At 72.7% G+C, this 18,874-nt stretch carries 12 protein-coding genes; 10 read left to right on the top strand and 2 right to left on the bottom strand.

All coding sequences use genetic code 11. From position 1 onward, the window contains the following. Positions 1–53: 53 nt before the first annotated feature. Positions 54–2,558 (bottom strand): transglycosylase domain-containing protein, encoded by a 2,505-nt coding sequence (locus ACFVHI_RS34995; protein WP_380345965.1) that lies wholly within the window; start codon positions 2,556–2,558, stop codon positions 54–56. 516 nt (positions 2,559–3,074) lie between these two features. Between ACFVHI_RS34995 and ACFVHI_RS34990 the strand changes: the two genes are divergently transcribed. From ACFVHI_RS34990 to ACFVHI_RS34970, 5 genes are all read left to right on the top strand, one after another. Beyond that, complete coding sequence (locus ACFVHI_RS34990) at positions 3,075–3,776, top strand: PadR family transcriptional regulator (protein WP_063348480.1); 702 nt, start codon at positions 3,075–3,077, stop codon at positions 3,774–3,776. 126 nt (positions 3,777–3,902) lie between these two features. Next, the gene (locus ACFVHI_RS34985) at positions 3,903–4,985 is read left to right on the top strand and encodes an inositol-3-phosphate synthase (RefSeq protein ID WP_063348479.1); all 1,083 of its coding nucleotides are present in this window, start codon (positions 3,903–3,905) and stop codon (positions 4,983–4,985) included. 140 nt (positions 4,986–5,125) lie between these two features. Next, on the top strand, positions 5,126–6,463 hold the full coding sequence (locus tag ACFVHI_RS34980; RefSeq protein WP_380345962.1) for an MFS transporter: 1,338 nt from the start codon (positions 5,126–5,128) through the stop codon (positions 6,461–6,463). A 96-nt stretch (positions 6,464–6,559) separates the two neighbouring features. Then, a complete protein-coding gene (locus ACFVHI_RS34975; protein WP_380345960.1) occupies positions 6,560–7,216 on the top strand; it encodes a hypothetical protein in 657 nt (218 codons plus the stop codon). A gap of 34 nt (positions 7,217–7,250) precedes the next feature. Beyond that, positions 7,251–8,303: a hypothetical protein gene (locus ACFVHI_RS34970; RefSeq protein WP_063348477.1), complete on the top strand. Its 1,053-nt coding sequence runs from the start codon at positions 7,251–7,253 to the stop codon at positions 8,301–8,303. Positions 8,304–8,470: 167 nt separating this feature from the next. Here ACFVHI_RS34970 and ACFVHI_RS34965 read toward each other — a convergent pair whose 3' ends face one another. Beyond that, positions 8,471–9,871, bottom strand: coding sequence for a CCA tRNA nucleotidyltransferase (locus tag ACFVHI_RS34965; RefSeq protein ID WP_380345967.1), 1,401 nt, complete (start codon positions 9,869–9,871; stop codon positions 8,471–8,473). A gap of 355 nt (positions 9,872–10,226) precedes the next feature. Between ACFVHI_RS34965 and ACFVHI_RS34960 the strand changes: the two genes are divergently transcribed. The 5 genes from ACFVHI_RS34960 (at position 10,227) to ACFVHI_RS34940 (ending at position 18,845) form a co-directional block, all read left to right on the top strand. Further along, positions 10,227–12,806, top strand: a complete 2,580-nt coding sequence (locus tag ACFVHI_RS34960; RefSeq protein WP_380345958.1) for a DUF6049 family protein — start codon at positions 10,227–10,229, stop codon at positions 12,804–12,806. 57 nt (positions 12,807–12,863) lie between these two features. Then, positions 12,864–15,329 (top strand): murein biosynthesis integral membrane protein MurJ, encoded by a 2,466-nt coding sequence (gene murJ / locus ACFVHI_RS34955; protein ID WP_380345956.1) that lies wholly within the window; start codon positions 12,864–12,866, stop codon positions 15,327–15,329. Positions 15,330–15,636: 307 nt separating this feature from the next. Continuing rightward, positions 15,637–17,643 carry a protein kinase family protein gene (locus ACFVHI_RS34950; protein ID WP_380345955.1) on the top strand — a complete coding sequence of 669 codons (2,007 nt, stop codon included), beginning with the start codon at positions 15,637–15,639 and terminating at the stop codon, positions 17,641–17,643. 42 nt (positions 17,644–17,685) lie between these two features. Beyond that, on the top strand, positions 17,686–18,414 hold the full coding sequence (sigM, locus tag ACFVHI_RS34945) for an RNA polymerase sigma factor SigM (RefSeq protein WP_380345953.1): 729 nt from the start codon (positions 17,686–17,688) through the stop codon (positions 18,412–18,414). Then, on the top strand, positions 18,411–18,845 hold the full coding sequence (locus ACFVHI_RS34940; protein ID WP_380345951.1) for a hypothetical protein: 435 nt from the start codon (positions 18,411–18,413) through the stop codon (positions 18,843–18,845). Before sigM ends, ACFVHI_RS34940 begins: the two co-directional genes overlap by 4 nt. Positions 18,846–18,874: the final 29 nt, after the last annotated feature.

The raw sequence follows: 18,874 nt of genomic DNA, 5'->3' as shown, positions 1-18,874 counted from the left end.
CCTCCGGAGAGGGCCGCCACCGCCGTTCGGTTCATCCGCTCAGCGGGTGGTGGTCAGGGCAGCAGTGCGTTCTGCCCACCGCCACCGCCGGTCGAAGACGGTGTCGGCGGCTTGCCGCTCGGCTTGCTGCTCGTCGCCGGGGGGTCCGTCGGCGGCGCCGTGGGCGGGGGCGTGGTGCAGCCGAGGAGGCCGCAGCTGCTCGTCGGACCGGGGTTGGTCCTGGTGTGCGACGGTGTCTGGCTCGGCTGCGTGCCCGGGCAGTCCACGCCCGGGACACAGCCCGGGCCCTGGGTGGACACGGGCGGCTGCGGCTGGTTGTTGTTGGTCGGCGGGGGCTGGTTGTTGGTGCCCGGCTGGGTCGCGGGCGGGGCCGACGGGGTCTCGCTCGTCGTCTGCGTGGGCGTCATGCTCGGCGAGACCGGGGCGCCGGAGGAGTCCACCTGGGTGCCGACCGGCTGCGGGGCCGGGAAGTCCATCTTCTTCTCGTTGGCCAGCGCGGCCTTCATGTACCGGGTGAAGACGTCGGTCGGGATGTCACCACCGTGGATGGACTCCTTGCCGCCGGTGCCGTTGAGCGACAGCCGCTCGTGCTTGCTCGGGTCCTCGCGCCACATCGCGACGCTGGTCACCAGCTGCGGGGTGTAGCCGACCCACCAGGCCGACTTGTTCTGGTCGGTGGTACCGGTCTTGCCGGCCACCGGGCGGCCCAGCTCCTTGGCCTTGAAACCGGTACCGTTCTTCACCACGTTCACCAGCACGTCGGTGACGTTGTCGGCGACGGCCGGCTCCAGGGCGACCTTGGCGTCCTTCTTGCCGAAGCCCGGGCGCTCGGTGCCGTTCACCTCGACCTTGGTGACCGAGTAGGGCTCGGCCTCCTTGCCGCTGGCCGCCAGGGTGCCGTAGGCGGTGGCCATCCGGATCGGGCTGATGGTGGAGGTGCCGAGGGCGAAGGTCGGGGTCTTCGGGTCGGCGAAGCTCTCCTTCCTGACGCCCATCTGCTCGGCGATGTTGGCCACGTTCTGACCGCCGACGTCCTGGTTGAGCTGGACGAAGGGCACGTTGAACGAGTTCTGCATGGCCGACCGCAGCGAGACGTAGCCGCGCTTGCCTGAGTCCTCGTTCTTCTGCCGGTAGGGCTTGCCGTCGTCGCCGATCACCAGCGAGCCGTCCGGCTTGCGGATCTCGGACATGTCGTCGGACAGGTAGCGGCTGTCGGCGTTGATCCGCTTCGGCTTGCCCTTGTCGTCGGTGGCCGTCTGGACGCCGATCTGCATGGCGGTCGCCAGCACGAAGGGCTTGAAGGTCGAGCCGACCTGGACGCCGATGGCGTCGGCGTTGTTGTCGAAGTGGCCGTTCTCCACGCCGTCGCCGCCGTAGAGGGCGACGATCGCGCCGTCGCCGGGGCGGATGCTGGCGGAGCCGAACTGGATGAAGGTGTCGTTGTTGGGGCGCTTCTGGGCGTTGAGGTTCTCGCCCTTGACGTCGTCGACGGCCTTCTTCAGGGCGTCGACCTTGTCCTTCTCGAAGGTGGTGTAGACCTTCAGACCGCCCTTGTCGATCATCTGCTGGGTGATCGCCTTGTCGGTGGCCATCAGGTACTTGTTGGCGGTGTCGACCAGGTAGCTGACCTCACCGTTCATGCTGGAGTTGGGCTTCTGCGGGATCGGGGCGGGGAACGTGCTGCACTTGGCACGCTCCTCCGGGGTGACGGCCTTGATCTTCACCATGTTGTCGAGGATCCAGGACCACCGCCCCTCGGCCCGCTCCTTGTTGGCCGGGTTGCTGGGGTCGTAGTACGACGCGCCCTTCAACAGGCCGGCCAGCATGGCGCTCTGACAGAGGTCGAGGTCCTTGGCGTCGACCCCGTAGTAGGCCTGTGCGGCGGCCTGGGCGCCGTTCGAGCCGCGACCGAACCAGCTGGTGTTCAGGTACCCCTTGAGGATGTCCGGCTTCTGCATCTTCTGATTGATCTTCAGCGTGATGAAGAACTCCTTCAGCTTGCGGCTGAGGGTCTGCTCCTGGCTGAGGTACGCGTTCTTCACGTACTGCTGGGTGATCGTCGAGGCGCCCTGGGTCTCGCCGCCCTTGGCCATGTTGTAGACGGCGCGGAGCATGCCCTTGGGGTCGATGCCGCTGTCCTCGCGGAAGGTCTGGTTCTCCGCCGCGATCACGGCGTTCTGCAGGTTGGGGCTGATGTCGGAGAGCTCGACGATCTGACGGTTGGTCTCGCCCTTGCGGGTCATCTCCGTGTTGTCGGCCCAGTAGTAGATCGTGTTCTGGTCCTTCATCAGATCCTTGAGCTGCGGGATCTCGGTGGTCTGGTAGAGGTAGAAGACCCCGCCCACGCAGGTGGCGAAGAAGATCAGGAAGGCGCTCAGCCACTGCCGCCAGGACGGCAGCCAGCGCCGGACGCCGGTCTTGCCGAAGCGCGGGTAGTCGATGAACCGCTTCTTGCCGGGGCCTGCGGCGGCGGCCGCGGACGCGGAGGCGTCGGCAGCACCGCGCCGGCCGCCCTTGCCGCCCTTCTGGGCGGCCTTGCGCAGTTCGGCGCGGGTCATCCGGGGTTGCTGAGCGGTCTCCCGTTCGCCCGGGGGGCGCCGACGGCCGACGCCGTCCGAGCTCACCTCGCCCCGGCCTGGTCCGCCCTGACGGCCACCACCACCCGGGGGCTGCTGCCCGTCACCGCCCGGGCTGGGCGTCCTTCGCCGTCGTTCACTCATGTTGCAGCCACTCCTCGCCAGGCGGTTCCAGCCTGAAGGCAGGGTTCACGTCCGATGCCCGCCAACCGCCCTAACCCCGGAGGTGGTCCTCGTGCACACGCGACAGCGTACGCAGCCGGGAATCCCAACTAATCGGGCATCAGTCCCCAATGACCGCAAAACGGCAGCAGATCATTACACGCCCGTTGCCAACCACTCCTGCGCGTCGGCTTGTGATCACCTTCACGCGCGCCCCCCTTGCCCGTTCCGAGGGCCCGGTTTACTGTTCTCGATATATCGAGCCGATACATCGACGCGGCATACCGCCCGATGCAGCGGCCGGACAACGGCCGAGAGGCAAGGAGGACGACGGCAATGGGCAGGCGCTCAGGAGTGCTGGAGTTCGCCGTTCTCGGTCTGCTCCACGACGCCCCGATGCACGGCTACGAGCTGCGCAAGCGGCTCAACGTCCTGCTCGGAACGTTGCGGGCGTTCTCGTACGGAACGCTCTACCCGTGTCTGAAGAGCCTGGTCGCCCAGGGCTTCCTGGTCGAGGACAACCCGGACGTCGAGTACGTCCCGGCCACCGCGCTCAACGGCAAGCGGTCCAAGACCGTCTACCGGCTCTCCCCCGAAGGCAAGCAGCGCTTCGAGGAGCTGCTCGCCGACTCCGGGCCCGACGCCTGGGAGGACGAGCACTTCGGCGTCCACTTCGCGTTCTTCGGCCAGACCGACCGGGCCGTGCGGATGCGCGTCCTGGAAGGGCGTCGCAGCCGGCTGGAGGAGCGACTGGAGAAGATGCGCAACTCGCTGGCCCGCGCCCGCGAGCGGTTCGACGACTACACCGTCGAGCTGCAGCGGCACGGACTGGAGTCGGTGGAGCGCGAGGTCCGGTGGCTCAACGAGCTGATCGAGACCGAGCGGGCCAACCGCACCGGCCGGACCGGGCCCGCCACCGGCGGCAACACCACCGCCGTACCCCACAAGACTTCGGACGGCCGTGGCCAGGAGGAAGGGTCCCAGGACCCGCCCGGGCCACCGTACGACCGCCCGGGGCGCTCCGCCCAGGAGCGCTGACACCGCGTCAGCCCTGTGCCGCGCGGCAGGAGTGGGCGCCTCGCGCCCGTACAAGCAGTCATCGAAGAAGCAGGACGAGTGCCGTCGACCCCGGCGGCCCTCATGAGATCACAGGGAGCAACCGGAATGGGTTCGGTTCGCGTAGCCATCGTGGGCGTGGGCAACTGCGCCGCGTCGCTGGTGCAGGGTGTCGAGTACTACAAGGACGCCGACCCGGCCGGCAAGGTCCCCGGGCTGATGCACGTCCAGTTCGGTGAGTACCACGTCCGCGACGTGGAGTTCGTCGCCGCGTTCGACGTCGACGCCAAGAAGGTCGGCTTCGACCTGGCCGACGCCATCGGCAGCAGCGAGAACAACACCATCAAGATCTGCGACGTGCCGCCGACCGGCGTCACCGTCCAGCGCGGCCACACCCTCGACGGCCTGGGCAAGTACTACCGGGAGACCATCGAGGAGTCCGACGAGACCCCGGTCGACGTCGTCCAGATCCTCAAGGACCAGCAGGTCGACGTCCTGGTCTGCTACCTGCCCGTCGGTTCCGAGGCCGCCGCCAAGTTCTACGCCCAGTGCGCCATCGACGCCAAGGTCGCCTTCGTGAACGCCCTGCCGGTGTTCATCGCGGGCACCAAGGAGTGGGCGGACAAGTTCACCGAGGCCGGCGTGCCGATCGTCGGTGACGACATCAAGTCCCAGGTCGGCGCCACCATCACGCACCGCGTGATGGCCAAGCTGTTCGAGGACCGCGGTGTCATCCTCGAGCGCACCATGCAGCTGAACGTCGGCGGCAACATGGACTTCAAGAACATGCTCGAGCGCGAGCGCCTGGAGTCCAAGAAGATCTCCAAGACCCAGGCCGTCACCTCGCAGATCCGCGACCGCGAGATGGGCGCCAACAACGTCCACATCGGCCCGTCGGACTACGTGGCCTGGCTGGACGACCGCAAGTGGGCGTACGTCCGCCTGGAGGGTCGCGCGTTCGGCAACGTCCCGCTGAACCTGGAGTACAAGCTCGAGGTCTGGGACTCCCCGAACTCCGCCGGTGTCATCATCGACGCCGTGCGCGCCGCGAAGATCGCCAAGGACCGCGGCATCGGCGGCCCGATCCTGTCGGCCTCCTCGTACTTCATGAAGTCCCCGCCGGTGCAGTACTTCGACGACGAGGCCAAGGAGAACGTCGAGAAGTTCATCCGCGGCGAGGTCGAGCGCTGAGGTAGAGCGCCGGAGCCGGAGGCGGGTGACCGCCGCCGGCCGCGCCGGAGGGCCCACGATCATCGGATCGTGGGCCCTTCACCGTTTCTCGGCGAATGTTTCACGTGAAACAGCGGCCGGTTCCATGGCACTCTGGGCGGGTGGCGATCACCGAGAACGGCAGCACCCACCAGTCCGCACACCGTGCCACGCTTCTCGGTCTGCTCCGCGGCCGGGACTTCCGGCGGCTGCTGACCGCCCGGGTGCTCTCCCAGCTCTCGGACGGCGTCTTCCAGGTCTCGCTCGCCGCCTACGTCGTGTTCTCCCCGGAGAAGCAGTCCTCCCCCGCCGACATCGCCTCGGTGCTGGCCGTGATGCTGCTGCCGTTCTCGGTGATCGGGCCGTTCGCCGGAGTGCTGCTGGACCGCTGGCGCCGCCGCCAGGTGCTCTACTACGGCAACCTGGCCCGCTTCGGGCTCGGCCTCGTCACCGGCGCCCTGCTCCTGGCGGAGGCGCCGACCTGGCTGTTCTTCGCCTCGGCGCTGCTGGTCACCGCGCTCAACCGGTTCATCCTGGCCGGCCTGTCCGCCGCCCTGCCCCGGGTGGTCGAGCAGGACCAGCTGGTCACCGCCAACGCGCTCTCCCCCACGCTGGGCACGGTCGCCGCCGCCTCCGGCGGAGGGGTCGGCTTCCTGCTGCACCAGGTGATGACCCCCGGGCCGAAGGCCGACGCCGCGCTGGTCACGGTGGCCGCGCTGCTCTACCTGTCGGCCGCACTGGCCGCCCGCCGGATGGACCGCGACCTGCTCGGCCCGGAGAAGCACGGCGACCGCCCGGCGCTCGGCCAGGCGCTGGTCCGGGCCGCCGTCGAACTCGGCGCCGCCGTGCGCCACTTGGTGCGGGACTGCCGGCCCGCCGTGCACGCGCTGGCCGCCGTCACCGCGGCCCGGTTCTGCTACGGCGTGCTGATCGTGGTCGTGGTGATGCTCGCCCGGTACACCTTCAACGACCCGTCCGACAGCGCGGCCGGACTGGTCACGCTCGGCCAGGCGGTCGGCCTGTCCGCCGCCGGGTTCTTCGTCGCCGCGCTGGTCAGCCCCTGGTGCACCCGGCGGCTCGGCCTGGCCGGCTGGCTGACGGTCTGCCTGGCGGCCCCGGTGGTCTTCGTCCCGGCGCTCGGCCTGAGCTTCACCCTGCTGCCCTGCCTGCTCGCGGCGCTGCTGCTCGGGGTGGTCACCCAGGGCACCAAGATCTGCGCCGACACCGTGGTCCAGGAGTCGGTCGAGGACGAGTACCGCGGCCGGGTCTTCGCGATCTACGACGTGCTGTTCAACGTCGCCTTCGTGACCGCCGCCCTGGTCACGGCGCTGGTGCTGCCGCTCTCCGGCCGCTCGGTCGTGGTGGTGGTCGGGGTCGCCGCGGTGTACGGGCTCTCGGCGCTCCTCTACCTGCGCTCCGCCCGGCGGTACGGGCCGCTCCCCGGCGACCGAGCCTCCTGAAGGCCCTCGGCCCCTCGGAACGGTGGCGTCCGACCGAGTCGCTAAGGTACGTCAGACCTGTCGGAGCGACAGCACTCGGCCTCGGGGGACGAACTGATGAGCACACCGCCCGGCCCGTACGGGCCACCTCCGCCGTACGGGCCGCCCCCACAGCCGGCCCCGCCGTACGGGCAGGTGCCGTACATCCCGTCGCAGCCCCAGCCCGCACCGCCCGGCTTCGGACCGCCCCCACCCGGGCCGCCCCAGCCCGGACCACCCCAGCCCGCACCGCCCGGCTTCGGACCGCCCCCGGCCTACGGCCAGCAGCCGCCCGGCTACGGCGCCCAGCCGCCGTACGGCCAGCAGCCGCCCGCCGGTCCGTACGGCTACCCGCCGCCCGCCGCCGCCGCGGCGCCCCCCGCGAAGCGCGGCATCAAGGCGAAGCTGCGGATCGTCGGCCTGGTCGGCGGCTGCCTCGCGCTGGCCGTCGGCTACTTCGCCAGCGGCCCGAGCGTCAGCAGCGCCAAGCCCGGCGACTGCGTCCGGGTGAGCGGCACCCGCGATGTCGAGATCGTCAAGTGCACTGACGCCAAAGCGAATTACCGGGTCCTGTCGACGTTCGGCGACACCACCGACGTGAACCGCTGCCGGCAGACGCCGCAGACCACCAGCGCCGTCTCGGGCAAGAGCGGACGCCGCTGGAACAAGAAGCGGTACGTGCTCTGCCTCGGCCCGATGACCCCGGCCGGCACCCCGCTGCCGGGGAAGGCCTGACCTCTCCACCACCACCGCATCCCCGGGGGACCTCTTGTCCGTTCCGCCGCCCCAGCTGCCGTACGGCGCCCCGCCGCCCGACGACGGCAACCCGTACGCCACCGGCAACCCCTACGGCCGGCCGACCCCGCCCCCGCCGCCGGGCCCGCCGCCCGGCTACGGCTACCCGGCCGCCCCGCCGCCGCCCGACCAGCCGTACGGCTACCCTCCCCAGCCCGCGCCCGGCTACGGGTACGGGTACCCGCCACCGGCGCCACAGGACGGGCCCGCCTGCCGCTTCTGCGGCGGCTTCCCGGCCGTGGACGCCACCGTCCGCGGCCACCAGGGCCTGGTCCTGGCCTACCGGATGCTGCGGATGCCGGGCCCGTTCTGCCGCACCTGCGGGACGGCGACGGTGCGCGACCTGTCCGCCCGCACCCTGGTCCAGGGCTGGTGGAGCCCGGCGTCGGTGCTGCTGGCGCCGATCACCCTGCTGCTGAACCTCGCCGCCAACGGCAAGGTCAAGCGGCTGCCGCCGCCCGTCCCGGGCAGCCACGGCCCCCAGCTCGACCCCGGCGTCCCGCTGGGCCGGCGGCCGCACGCGCTGATGCTGCTGCTGCCGCTCTCGGTGGTCGTCACGCTGGTCCTGGCCGCCACCGGGGTGCTCGGCCCGAAGAAGGACGACCCGGTCGCGCCGATCGCGATACCGACGGTGACGGTGCCCCCGGTGACCACCTTCTCGCCGCCGCCGACCTACACGCCGCGGCCGTTCCCCTCGCCGACGTTCAGCATGCCGCCGGTGCCCACCATCACGCTGCCGCCGCCGACCGCCCCCAGCACCGCTGCCGACAGCATCGACCGGGCCAACCCCGGCGACTGCCTGCGCAACGAGAACGGCACCGGCGCGACCCACGACGCCAACCCGAAGATCACCATGCTGCCCTGCGGCGACTCCCGCGCCCAGTACAAGGTGGTCTTCAAGTACCTGGCCACCTCCGACGAGAAGGTCTGCGAGAAGCAGCCGAAGTCGGACAGCACCTACACCCGCACCTACTCCAACCTGCCGGCCCTCAACTACGTGCTCTGCCTGCAGAGCCTCCACGGCTGACCCGGCACGCCCGAGGGGTGGGGGCGGGCGCCCGCCGGCCCCCCCCCCCCCCCCCCCCCCCCCCCCGCAAAGGCCCCCCCGCCTCCCCCTCCCTCCCCCCCCCGTCCCCCCCGCCCGGGGGGGGGGGGGGCCCCGCCCGCCCCCGCCCCCACCCCTCGCAGCACCTCTCAGCCCTGCTGCTCGGCCCACCAGGCCCGCAGCGCGGCCACCGCCGCGTCGTGCTCCAGCGGGCCGTGCTCCAGCCGGAGTTCGAGCATGTGCTTGTACGCCTTGCCGACCTGCGGGCCGGGCTTGAGCCCGAGCAGCTCCATGATCTGGTTGCCGTCCAGCGCCGGGCGGACGGCGTCCAGCTCCTCCTGGGCCTTCAGCTCGGTGATCCGCTGCTCCAGGCCGTCGTAGGTGCGCGACAGCGCCGCCGCCTTCTTGCGGTTGCGGGTGGTGCAGTCGGAGCGGGTGAGCTTGTGCAGGCGCTCCAGCAGCGGTCCGGCGTCGGTGACGTAGCGGCGCACCGCGGAGTCCGTCCACTCGCCGCCGCCGTAGCCGTGGAAGCGCAGGTGCAGCTCGACCAGCTGCGAGACGTCCTCGGTGAGCTCCTTGGAGTACTTGAGCTCGCGCATCCGCTTGCGGGTCATCTTGGCGCCGACCACCTCGTGGTGGTGGAAGGAGACCCGGCCGTCCGACTCGAAGCGGCGGGTGCGCGGCTTGCCGATGTCGTGCAGCAGCGCGGCCAGCCGCAGGGTGAGGTCCGGGCCGTCCTGCTCCAGGTCGACGGCCTGTTCCAGGACGGTCAGCGAGTGCTCGTAGACGTCCTTGTGCCGGTGGTGCTCGTCGCGCTCCAGCCGCAGTGCGGGCAGCTCGGGCAGCACGTGGTCGGCCAGGCCGGTGTCGACCAGCAGCCGCAGGCCCTTCACCGGGTGCTTGGCCAGCAGCAGCTTGTTCAGCTCGGCCTGGACGCGCTCGGCGGACACGATGGTGATCCGCTCGGCCATCGCGGTCATCGCGGCGACGACCTCGGGGGCCGGCTCGAAGTCGAGCTGGGCGGCGAAGCGGGCGGCGCGCATCATCCGCAGCGGGTCGTCGGAGAAGGACTCCTCGGGGGTCGCGGGGGTGCGCAGCACCCGGGCCTCCAGGTCGTCCAGGCCGTGGTGCGGGTCGACGAAGCCGCGGCCGGGCAGGTCGACGGCCATCGCGTTGACGGTGAAGTCCCGGCGGACCAGGTCCTGCTCGATGGTGTCGCCGTAGGTGACCTCGGGCTTGCGGGAGGTCCGGTCGTACGCCTCGGAGCGGTAGGTGGTGATCTCGATCAGGAAGGAGCCCTCGGGGGTGTCCTTGCGGGCGCCGACCGTGCCGAAGGCGATGCCGACGTCCCAGACCGCGTCCGCCCAGCCCTTGACCAGCCTGAGCACCTGCTGCGGGCGGGCGTCGGTGGTGAAGTCCAGGTCGTTGCCGAGCCGGCCGAGCAGGGCGTCCCGCACCGAGCCGCCGACCAGGGCCAGCCGGTGGCCGGCCGCCTCGAACCGACGGGCGATCTCGTCGGCCACCGGCGACACCCGCAGCAGCTCTTGCAGCCCCAGGGTCTGGGCCTCGCTCAGGCCTGGGACGGCCTGGACGGCGGTGCTGGAACGGTCGAGGTGCGCGGTGGACTCATTGGCAGTGGACACGGCTCACAAGAGTACGTGGCCCGACAGGTCAACCGCCCGCGCGTTTTGGGCGTCTCACCCCAAGGCCCGCGACACTGCACCGCGGGCTGCATCGTTACCATGCCGGTGGACGAGTCTCGGGCACCGGACAGGGGATGCGGTGTCGCGTGCCGCCGTGGCCGGCGGAGCTCCCGCGGCACCAGCGCGGCGAACTGCGTCGAGCGAAGAACGTCAAGCGAACAGCATCAGCAGCGAGCGATCGAGAACGGCGAGGGCGGAACGAGTGAGTGAGCCGGCACGGCACTCGGGCCTGGGGGCGGACCGACGGCCCGGAAGGACCCAACGCCCCGTCGAAGGGCACGGCACGGGGCGGCGCGCGGGGCAGGCGGCCCGCCGCCTCGCCGCCGCCTGCGGGGCCGCCCTGGCCCTGTTCTCAGCGGTCGCCCCGGCCGCGGCGCTACCCGCCGGGGGCGGCGTCCGGCCGACCACCGACAACGGCGTCTCGGCCGAGTACCCGGTGGAGATGACCATCGAGACGGTGGCACCGCAGGTGGCCAGCCCGAACGGCATCGTGAAGATCACCGGGCACGTCACCAACACCGGCAAGGCCGCGGTCAAGAACGCCCACGCGGCCGTCCGCAAGCCGCTGTCCAGCAAGCCGCTGCAGCGGCGCAGCGACCTGTCCCTGGTGACCACCCGCAGCGGCCCGACCAACTCCGACGGCGTGGAGCTGGACAGCCCGCAGTACGCCCTGCCGGAGCTGGGTCCGGGCCAGAACCAGCCCTACACCCTGAGCGTCTCGGTGAGCGACCTCGGGCTGTCCGACAGCGGCGTCTACGAGCTCGCGGTGGACGCCTGGGGCTCGACCGCCGACAACCAGCGCGACCGGCCGCTGGGCATCGCCCGGACCTTCCTGCCGTACAACCCGGGCGGCGCCGAGGCGCAGCCCAGCAAGGTCACCACGCTCTGGCCGCTGGTGCACGCGCCGGTGCTGGCCGCGCAGACCTACTCCGACAACGACCAGCCCGTCCCCGTCCTGCGCGACGACAGCCTGACCGCCGAGTTCTCCCCGGGCGGCCGGCTGTACGAGCTGGTGGACACCGGGGCCAAGATGACCGGGCTGACCTGGGTGGTCGACCCGGACCTGCTGGACACCGCGTTCGCGATGACCAGGCCGTACCGGGTGCAGAAGCCGGGCCAGGACGTCGGCAAGCCGGCCAAGGACGACAACACCGTCCCCGGCACCGGCCAGGCCGCCGCCACGGCCTGGCTGGACAAGCTGCGGGCCGCCGTCGCCAAGCCGGGCGGCCAGGTGGTGTCACTGCCCTACGCCGACCCGGACCTCGCCTCGATCGCGCACAACGGCGCCGACCTGACCGGGATGGGCACCGCCCTGGGCAAGGCGGCCACCGCCGGCCGGCTCACCGTCGAGGGGCGGCTGTCCGTCGACACCCGCTCGGACGTGGCCTGGCCGTACCAGGGCTACCTCGACCAGCAGATCGCGGGCATCGCCCAGCAGGCCGGCGACGGCCTGGTCCTGGTCAACGGCGCGAGCATGCCGGAGCCGGACGCGATGAACTACACCCCGACCGCGGTGCGCCCGATCGGCAGCGGGCAGAACGCGGTGGTCGCCGACGAGACCGTCTCCTCGCTGTTCCAGACCGACCTCGCCACCCCGCAGGCACAGACCAAGGCGAACCAGCGCTTCCTCGCCGAGACCTACACGATCACCCACGAGCAGCCGCAGAACCAGCGCGGCCTGCTGGTGATGCCGCCGCGCGACCTGACCGCGAGCACCGCCAAGGTGCTGGCGGACGCCCTGCAGACGGCCTCCGACAACAAGTGGCTCGCCCCGGTCAAGCTGGACACCCTGGCCCAGGCCTCGCCCGACCAGAAGGCCAACACCGCCGTCCCGGCGGCCGCCGACTACCCGGCCCAGGTCCGCGCCTCGGAGCTGTCCGCGGCCGAGCTGAGCAGCACCGACGAGATCCAGCAGAACCTGGACACGCTGATGCGGGTGCTCACCCTGCCGCAGCGGGTGCGCGGCCCGTTCAGCGCCGCGATGGTCCGCTCGCTGTCCACCGCGTGGCGCACCGACGCGGCGGCCGGCAGCACCTACCGCGCGGACGTCGCCAAGTACCTGGACGAACTGACCGGGGCCGTCCGGGTGCCGAAGAAGAACGTCGTCACCTTCGCCGGCAACACCGGTCTGCTCCCGGTCAGCGTCCGCAACGACCTCACCCAGACCGTCACCAACCTCAAGCTGGTGCTCACCTCGCCGCAGCCGAACCGGCTGCGGGTGGGCAAGGAGGAGGAACTGGTCATCCCCGCCTCCCAGAGCGTCACCCTCCGGTTCAACGCCGAGGCGCACAACAACGGCCCGGTCAACATGACCGCCCAGCTCTGGACCACCGGCCCCAACCCGCAGAAGTACGGCGCACCGCAGCAGTTCAGGGTGGACGTCACCTCGGTGACCAACGGCGTGCTGTACGTCTTCGCGGCCGGCGCCGCCCTGCTGCTGCTGGCCGCGCTGCGCTTCGTGCGCCAGCGCAAGCGGCGGGCCGGGCAGCCGCACACCGACGGCGACCAGCCGGTCGACGGCCCGGCGGCGGACGGCGCACCGGCCCCGGCGGCGGACGAGGCCCGGGACGGGGCGCAGGACGCGGGCGGGGACGCGAGCGGGGAGAAGCCCGACGGCGAGGCCGGGGGCGGTGCCGGCGAACCCTCCGGGAACGGCCCCGGCGGCGGCCCCGAAGACGGCTCCGGCGGCGGATCCGCCGAGGCCGGCCCCGCGCAGACACCGCGCGGCAGCAACGCGGATGGCCGGGATCGGACCGCCAGTGATGAGAAGGTTGGTCCTTGATACCGCCGACCCCCCGCAACGCCGGGCCGGCCTCCCCCACGACAGCGAAGAGGTGACATGACCGGGCGCAGCGAGGAGCGGCCGCCGGGCCGCGGTGAGAACCGGCCGGGCGCCGAGTCGCCGTCCGGCGACTGGTACGTGGCCGACACCTACGCCCAGGACCCGTACGCGGCCGACGCGTACGGGAACCCGCAGGCCGGCCAGGACCCGTACGGTCTGCGGGCCGACCGGCCCGCGGCGCCTCAGCCGCCGGCCACCGCGTACGACGTGCCGCCGCAGCTGCCGCCGCAGGGCGGCGGCTACCCGACGCCGGTGCCGCCGGCGCAGTACTCGGCGCCGACGCCGTTCGCGGCCCCGGTGCCGCCCGTGCAGCCCGGCTGGGACACCCCGGTGCAGGCCGCCTGGCAGGAGGCCCCGGCCCCGGCCGGCGGCGGCCAGTGGGGCGGCCAGGAGCAGCCCCGGCCGCAGTGGGAGCCGGGCCCGGCGCACTCGACCTGGGACAGCGAGACCACCGAGTACGTCGGGGTGGACGCGCTGTTCGGCGGTCACCAGGAGCAGGCGGCGGCCCAGCCGCCGGTGCCCCCGCCCGCCCCGGTGCACCCGATGGCACCGCCGGTCGCGCCCCCGCCCCCCGCTGCCGCCGCGCCGTACCCGCCGGTGGGCGGCTACCCGGGGCAGCAGCAGTACGCCGGCCCGGACGGGCACCGCCCCTTCGTCCCCCCGATCGAGTTCGACCCGCCGCTCTCCGAGGACGAGGCCACCATGCAGGTGGCCGCCGTGGCGGTGCCGCCGGCGGTGGAGCCGCTGGCGGACCTCGTCGCCGAGGAGCGCGCCGCACAGCCGGCGCCCGCGGCCGAGCCCGCCCCGGCGGCCGGCGGCGGCAAGGTCGCGAGCCTGCTGAACTCCAGCGCGATCATGGCGGCCGGCACGCTGGTCTCCCGCGGCACCGGCTTCGTCCGGACCATGGTGATCACCGCCGCCATCGGCGTCGCCGCCATGGGCGACTCGTACAACGCCGCCTACACCCTGCCGACCCTGCTGTACATCCTGATCGGCGGCGGCGCGCTGAACGCCGTCTTCGTGCCGCAGCTGGTGCGCAGCATGAAGAACGACGAGGACGGCGGCACCGCGTACGCCAACCGGCTGCTCACCCTGGTGATGGTCGGGCTCGGCGGCGTGGTGTTCCTCGCGGTGCTCGGGGCACCGCTGCTGGTGCAGCTGATCTCGCACTCGATGATGGAGAACGCGGACCGCGCCGAGACCACGGTCGCGCTGGCCCGGTACTGCCTGCCGACCATCTTCTTCATGGGCGTCCACGTGGTGATGGGGCAGATCCTCAACGCCCGCGGCCGGTTCGGCGCGATGATGTGGACCCCGGTCCTCAACAACATCGTGGTGATCTTCACCTTCGGCGCCTACATCTGGGTGTACGGCGGCTACAGCGGCACGCACGTGACGCCCGAGGGCATCTCGCCCGAGGGCGTCCGGCTGCTCGGCCTCGGCACCCTGCTCGGCCTGGTCGTCCAGTCGCTGGCGATGATCCCGTACCTGCGGTCGGCCGGCTTCCGCTACCGGCCGCGCTTCGACTGGCGCGGCCACGGCCTGGGCAAGGCCGCCCGGCTGGCCAAGTGGACCTTCTTCTTCGTGCTCGCCAACCAGGCCGGCTTCCTGGTCATCACCCAGCTGGCCACCGCCGCCGGCAGCGCCGCCGAGAAGGGCGGCCACGAGGGCGTCGGCCTCGCGGCGTTCTCCAACGCCCTGCTGATCTGGCAGCTCCCGCAGGCCGTGATCACCGTCTCGATCATGAGCGCGGTGCTCCCCCGGCTCTCCCGGGCGGCGGCCGACGAGGACGCCGGCGCCGTCCGCGACGACCTGTCGTACGGGCTGCGCACCACCGCGGTGGCGGTCGTCCCGGGCGCCTTCCTGTTCCTGTCGCTCGGCCCGGCGATCGCCCGCTCGATCTACGGGATCGGCGGCGGTGACCGGGCCCTGGACAACGCCTCCAACGTCGGCCTGATGCTCTCGGCCTTCGCGCTCGGGCTGATCCCGTACTCGGCCCAGTACGTCATGCTGCGCGGCTTCTACGCCTACGAGGACACCCGGACGCCGTTCTCCAACACCGTCTGGGTCGCGGTCTGCCAGGCCGGGTTCTCGGTGGTCTGCTGGTTCACGCTGCCCGCCCAGTGGGCCGTGATCGGGATGTCCTTCGGCTATGGTCTGGCCTACGCCGTCGGGGTGACGGTCGCACTGCCGAAGTTGAAGAAGAAGATCGGCGGGCTGGACAGCAAGCGGATCGGCAAGACCTACAGCCGGCTGGCCACCGCCGGCGTGCCGTCCGCGCTGGTCGGCCTCGGCGTCAGCCTGGCGGTCCAGCAGGTGCTGGACGGCTGGCTGGGCAGCGTGCTGTCCCTCGTCGCGGGCGGCGGCCTCCAGCTGGCCGTGTTCGTGCTCATCGCGAAGCGCCTGCGGATCGAGGAGCTCAACGCCATGCTCGGCATGGTGCGCGGCCGGCTGGGCCGCTGATCCACCACACCGACCGACCGGACGAGCGGACGCCCTGACCGGGTGTCGACGGGAGCCACCAGCTCCTCCGCCCGTCCGGCCGGGTGCCGGGCCGCCGCCCGCGCCCGGCTCCGCCCGGGCCGCGAGATGGCGGCCCGGTGTCGGATCTGCACCACATCTCTCCACCAGCACGCAACCGAGCGCGCCCCTCAGCGGTCGTACTCGGTGGAGAAGAGTGGGCACAATTGTCCTGGAGCACGTGGCCGCCAACCCGCGGGCTCCAGCGACTCTCTCAAGCCGGGGCGACACAAGGGGAGGCAGGACCACGGTGGCTGATGGCACCAAGGCGGTCGTCGACACGTCAGCAGCTGACGCGGCGGCGGACGAGGCCGCACTGGCCGCGGCGATCGACGAGCTCACGGCGGGGAAGGCAGCCCCGGCGGGCGCCGTCGCCGACGACTCCTCCCAGGACGCCTCCGAGGACCGGAGCGCCGCCCCGGACACCCCGATGGCCGCCGACCCGGACCCGGACCCGGACACCGACGCCGCCGACCCCTCCGAGCCCTCCGACCTCTCCGACGCCGGCCAGGACGCCCCCCGCGGCGAGGAGACCTCTGAGATCACCGCTCCGCTCTCGGTCCACGAGATCGCTGCCGAGCTGGCCGCCGGCGGCACCGCCCGGCGCAAGCCCGCCGCCCCGGAGCCCGCGGCCGCCAAGCGCCGCCCCACCGACCCGCAGCCCACCGTCGACCCGCGCGACACCGCCACCCTGCCCCGCACCCTCCCCGCCCCGCTGCGGCACAGCGGCGACACGATCGGCCACCGGTACCGGCTGGAGGAGTGCATCTCCCAGACCGAGACCTTCAGCAGCTGGCGCGCGGTCGACGAGAAGCTGCGCCGGGCCGTCGGCGTCCACCTGATGGCCTCCGGCCACCAGCGCGCCCGCAAGGTGCTCGCCGCCGCCAAGTCCGCCGCCCTGCTCGGCGACCCGCGCTTCGTCCAGGTCCTGGACGCCGTCCAGGAGGGCGAGCTGGTCTACGTCGTGCGGGAGTGGCTGCCGCACGCCTCCGACCTCGCCAAGCTGCTCGCCGACGGCCCGATGGAGCCGCACGAGGCGTACCAGATGGTCCGCCAGGTGACCGACGCGGTCGCCGCCGCCCACCGGCGCGGCCAGGCCCACCTGCGACTCACCCCGCGCTGCGTGCTGCGCACCGACAGCGGCCAGTACCGGATCAACGGCATCGCGGTGGACGCCGCCCTGCGCGGGCTGCCCGACGAGGACGGCACCGACGGCTCCGAGCGCACCGACACCCGCGCGATCGGCGCCCTGCTGTTCGCCGCGCTCACCCACCGCTGGCCCTACCCGGAGGACCGCTACGACCTCCAGGGCCTGCCCAAGGGCCTCCAGAACGCCGCGCCGGACCAGGTCCGCGCGGGCGTCCACAAGGGCCTGTCCGAGCTGGCCGCGCGGGCCCTGTTCGACCACCCGCCGCACCACGCCGAGCCGATCACCACCCCGGAGGAGCTGACCCGGGCGATCGCGCAGATGCCCCGGATCCGCCAGCCCGAACCGGAGCTGCCCCCCTTCCCGGCCCCGCCCCGGCACAACACCCACGCGCTGCCGACCGCGCCCAACCCGACCCGGGTGGCCGACCCGGCCGTCGCCCCGCTGCCCGCCTCGTCCCGGCCGACCGCGAGCCGGCGCACCCGGCGACGGCTGCGCCGGGTGATCAAGGCGACGGCCTGGACGGTCGCCCTGGGCGCCATCGGCGTCGCCTCCTGGCAGTTCGTGGACACCCTGCGCAACACCAGCCCGACCACCCCCCCGCAGACCTCGGCCACCAGCGACGCACCGACCCCGCAGGCCAGCACCCACAACCCGACGCCGATCGCGCCCAAGGCCGCCCTCTCGTACAACCCGAAGGGCGATTCGGCGGAATCCGCCTGGGCCCTCCCCAAGGCCATCGACGGCGACCCCAGCACGAGCTGGCCGACCTACGGCTACGACGACCAGTTCGTCCCGGGCGGCTACAAGGAGGGCACTGGTCTGCTGATCGATCTCGGCTCGTCGCACGCCGTCAGCTCGGTGAACGTCCAGTTCGTCGGCACCACCACGGCCGAGCTGCGGATCCCGAACGCCCAGGCGGCGGACAACCCGCAGAAGGCGCCGCTGACCTCCTTCACGGTCGCGGGGAAGAAGAGCGGCAGCAACGTCGACTTCACCCTCAGCGCCCCGACGAACACCCGCTACCTCTTGATCTGGCTGACCAGCCTGCCGAAGGATACGGATGGCAAGTTCCGCGGGCAGGTCGCCGAGGTCAAGGTCTCCGGCTGACCGCAGGTCCGGCCTGCGGAACGACGGCGAGGGGGGCGAGGGGTGACGGTGGCGGAGGACGACGCGGCGCTGCTCGCCCGGCACGTCGCCGGCGACCCGGACGCCTTCGGCCTCCTGGTGAACCGCCACCGCGACCGGCTCTGGGCGGTCGCCCTGCGCACCCTGGGCGACCGCGAGGAGGCCGCCGACGCCCTCCAGGACGCCCTGGTCTCCGCCTTCCGCGCCGCCCCCGGCTTCCAGGGCCGCTCGGCGGTCACCACCTGGCTGCACCGGATCGTGGTCAACGCCTGTCTGGACCGCGCCCGGCGCAGCGCCACCCGCCGCACCACCCCGCTCGACGAGGACCCGCGGCGCCTGGACACCCTGGTCGGCGCCGCGGAACCCGCCGACTCCCCGGTGGTCCGGGCCGAGGTGCAGCGCGAGCTGGCCTCGGCGCTCGCCGAACTGCCCGCCGAGCAGCGGGCCGCACTCGTCCTGGTCGACATGCAGGGCTACCCCGTCGCCGAGGCCGCCGAGCTGCTGGGCGTCCCGGTGGGCACGGTGAAGAGCCGCTGCGCCCGGGGCCGGGCCCGGCTGCTCCCGCTGGTCCGCCATCTGCGCGAGAGCGGCGGTGGCGGGCCGGATGTTTCACGTGAAACACCGAACGCCCCCGGCACGGCTCCGTCACCTCGGCGGAACGCGCCGGGGAACCCGACGGGCATCCGCACCGTCACAGGGACAGGCCCGAACACCGGTCGGACGGTTCTGGAAGGAGACGCGAGCACGCGATGACGGCCCACCTCTCCTCCTCCGGCCCCACCGGCCCCGCCGAGACCCACCCCTCCGTCGACGAGCTCGCCGACCTCGCCGAGGGGCTGGTCGAGTCCGCCGACGCCGCCCGGACGCTGCGCCGGCACCTGGACGGCTGCGCCGAGTGCCGTGAGACCGCCGACGCGCTCGGCGAGGTCCAGGCACTGCTCGGCGCCGTCGAGGCCCCGCCGATGCCCGCCGACGTCGCCGCCCGGCTGGACGCCGCCCTCGCCGCGGCCGCCGCCTCCACAACAACGGAGGAGGAGGCCGAGAACGCCCCCCTCGCGGCCTCCCGGACCGCCACCCCTGCCCCGGCCCCCCGGGCCGCCGCGGCGCCCGCCGCACCCCCTTCCCGGCCCGCCGCGGCCACCGGCCCGGGCTCGTATACACATCTGACGCGGCCGGGGTTGTAGGGCGGGTAGATGGCGGGGGTGTCCGGAGC

The sequence above is a fragment of the Kitasatospora sp. NPDC127121 genome (assembly GCF_042677305.1).
In the GTDB taxonomy this organism is placed as follows: domain Bacteria; phylum Actinomycetota; class Actinomycetes; order Streptomycetales; family Streptomycetaceae; genus Kitasatospora.
The sequence above is the reverse complement of the archived record's forward strand: the minus strand, read 5'-3'. Positions and strand labels throughout refer to the sequence as shown.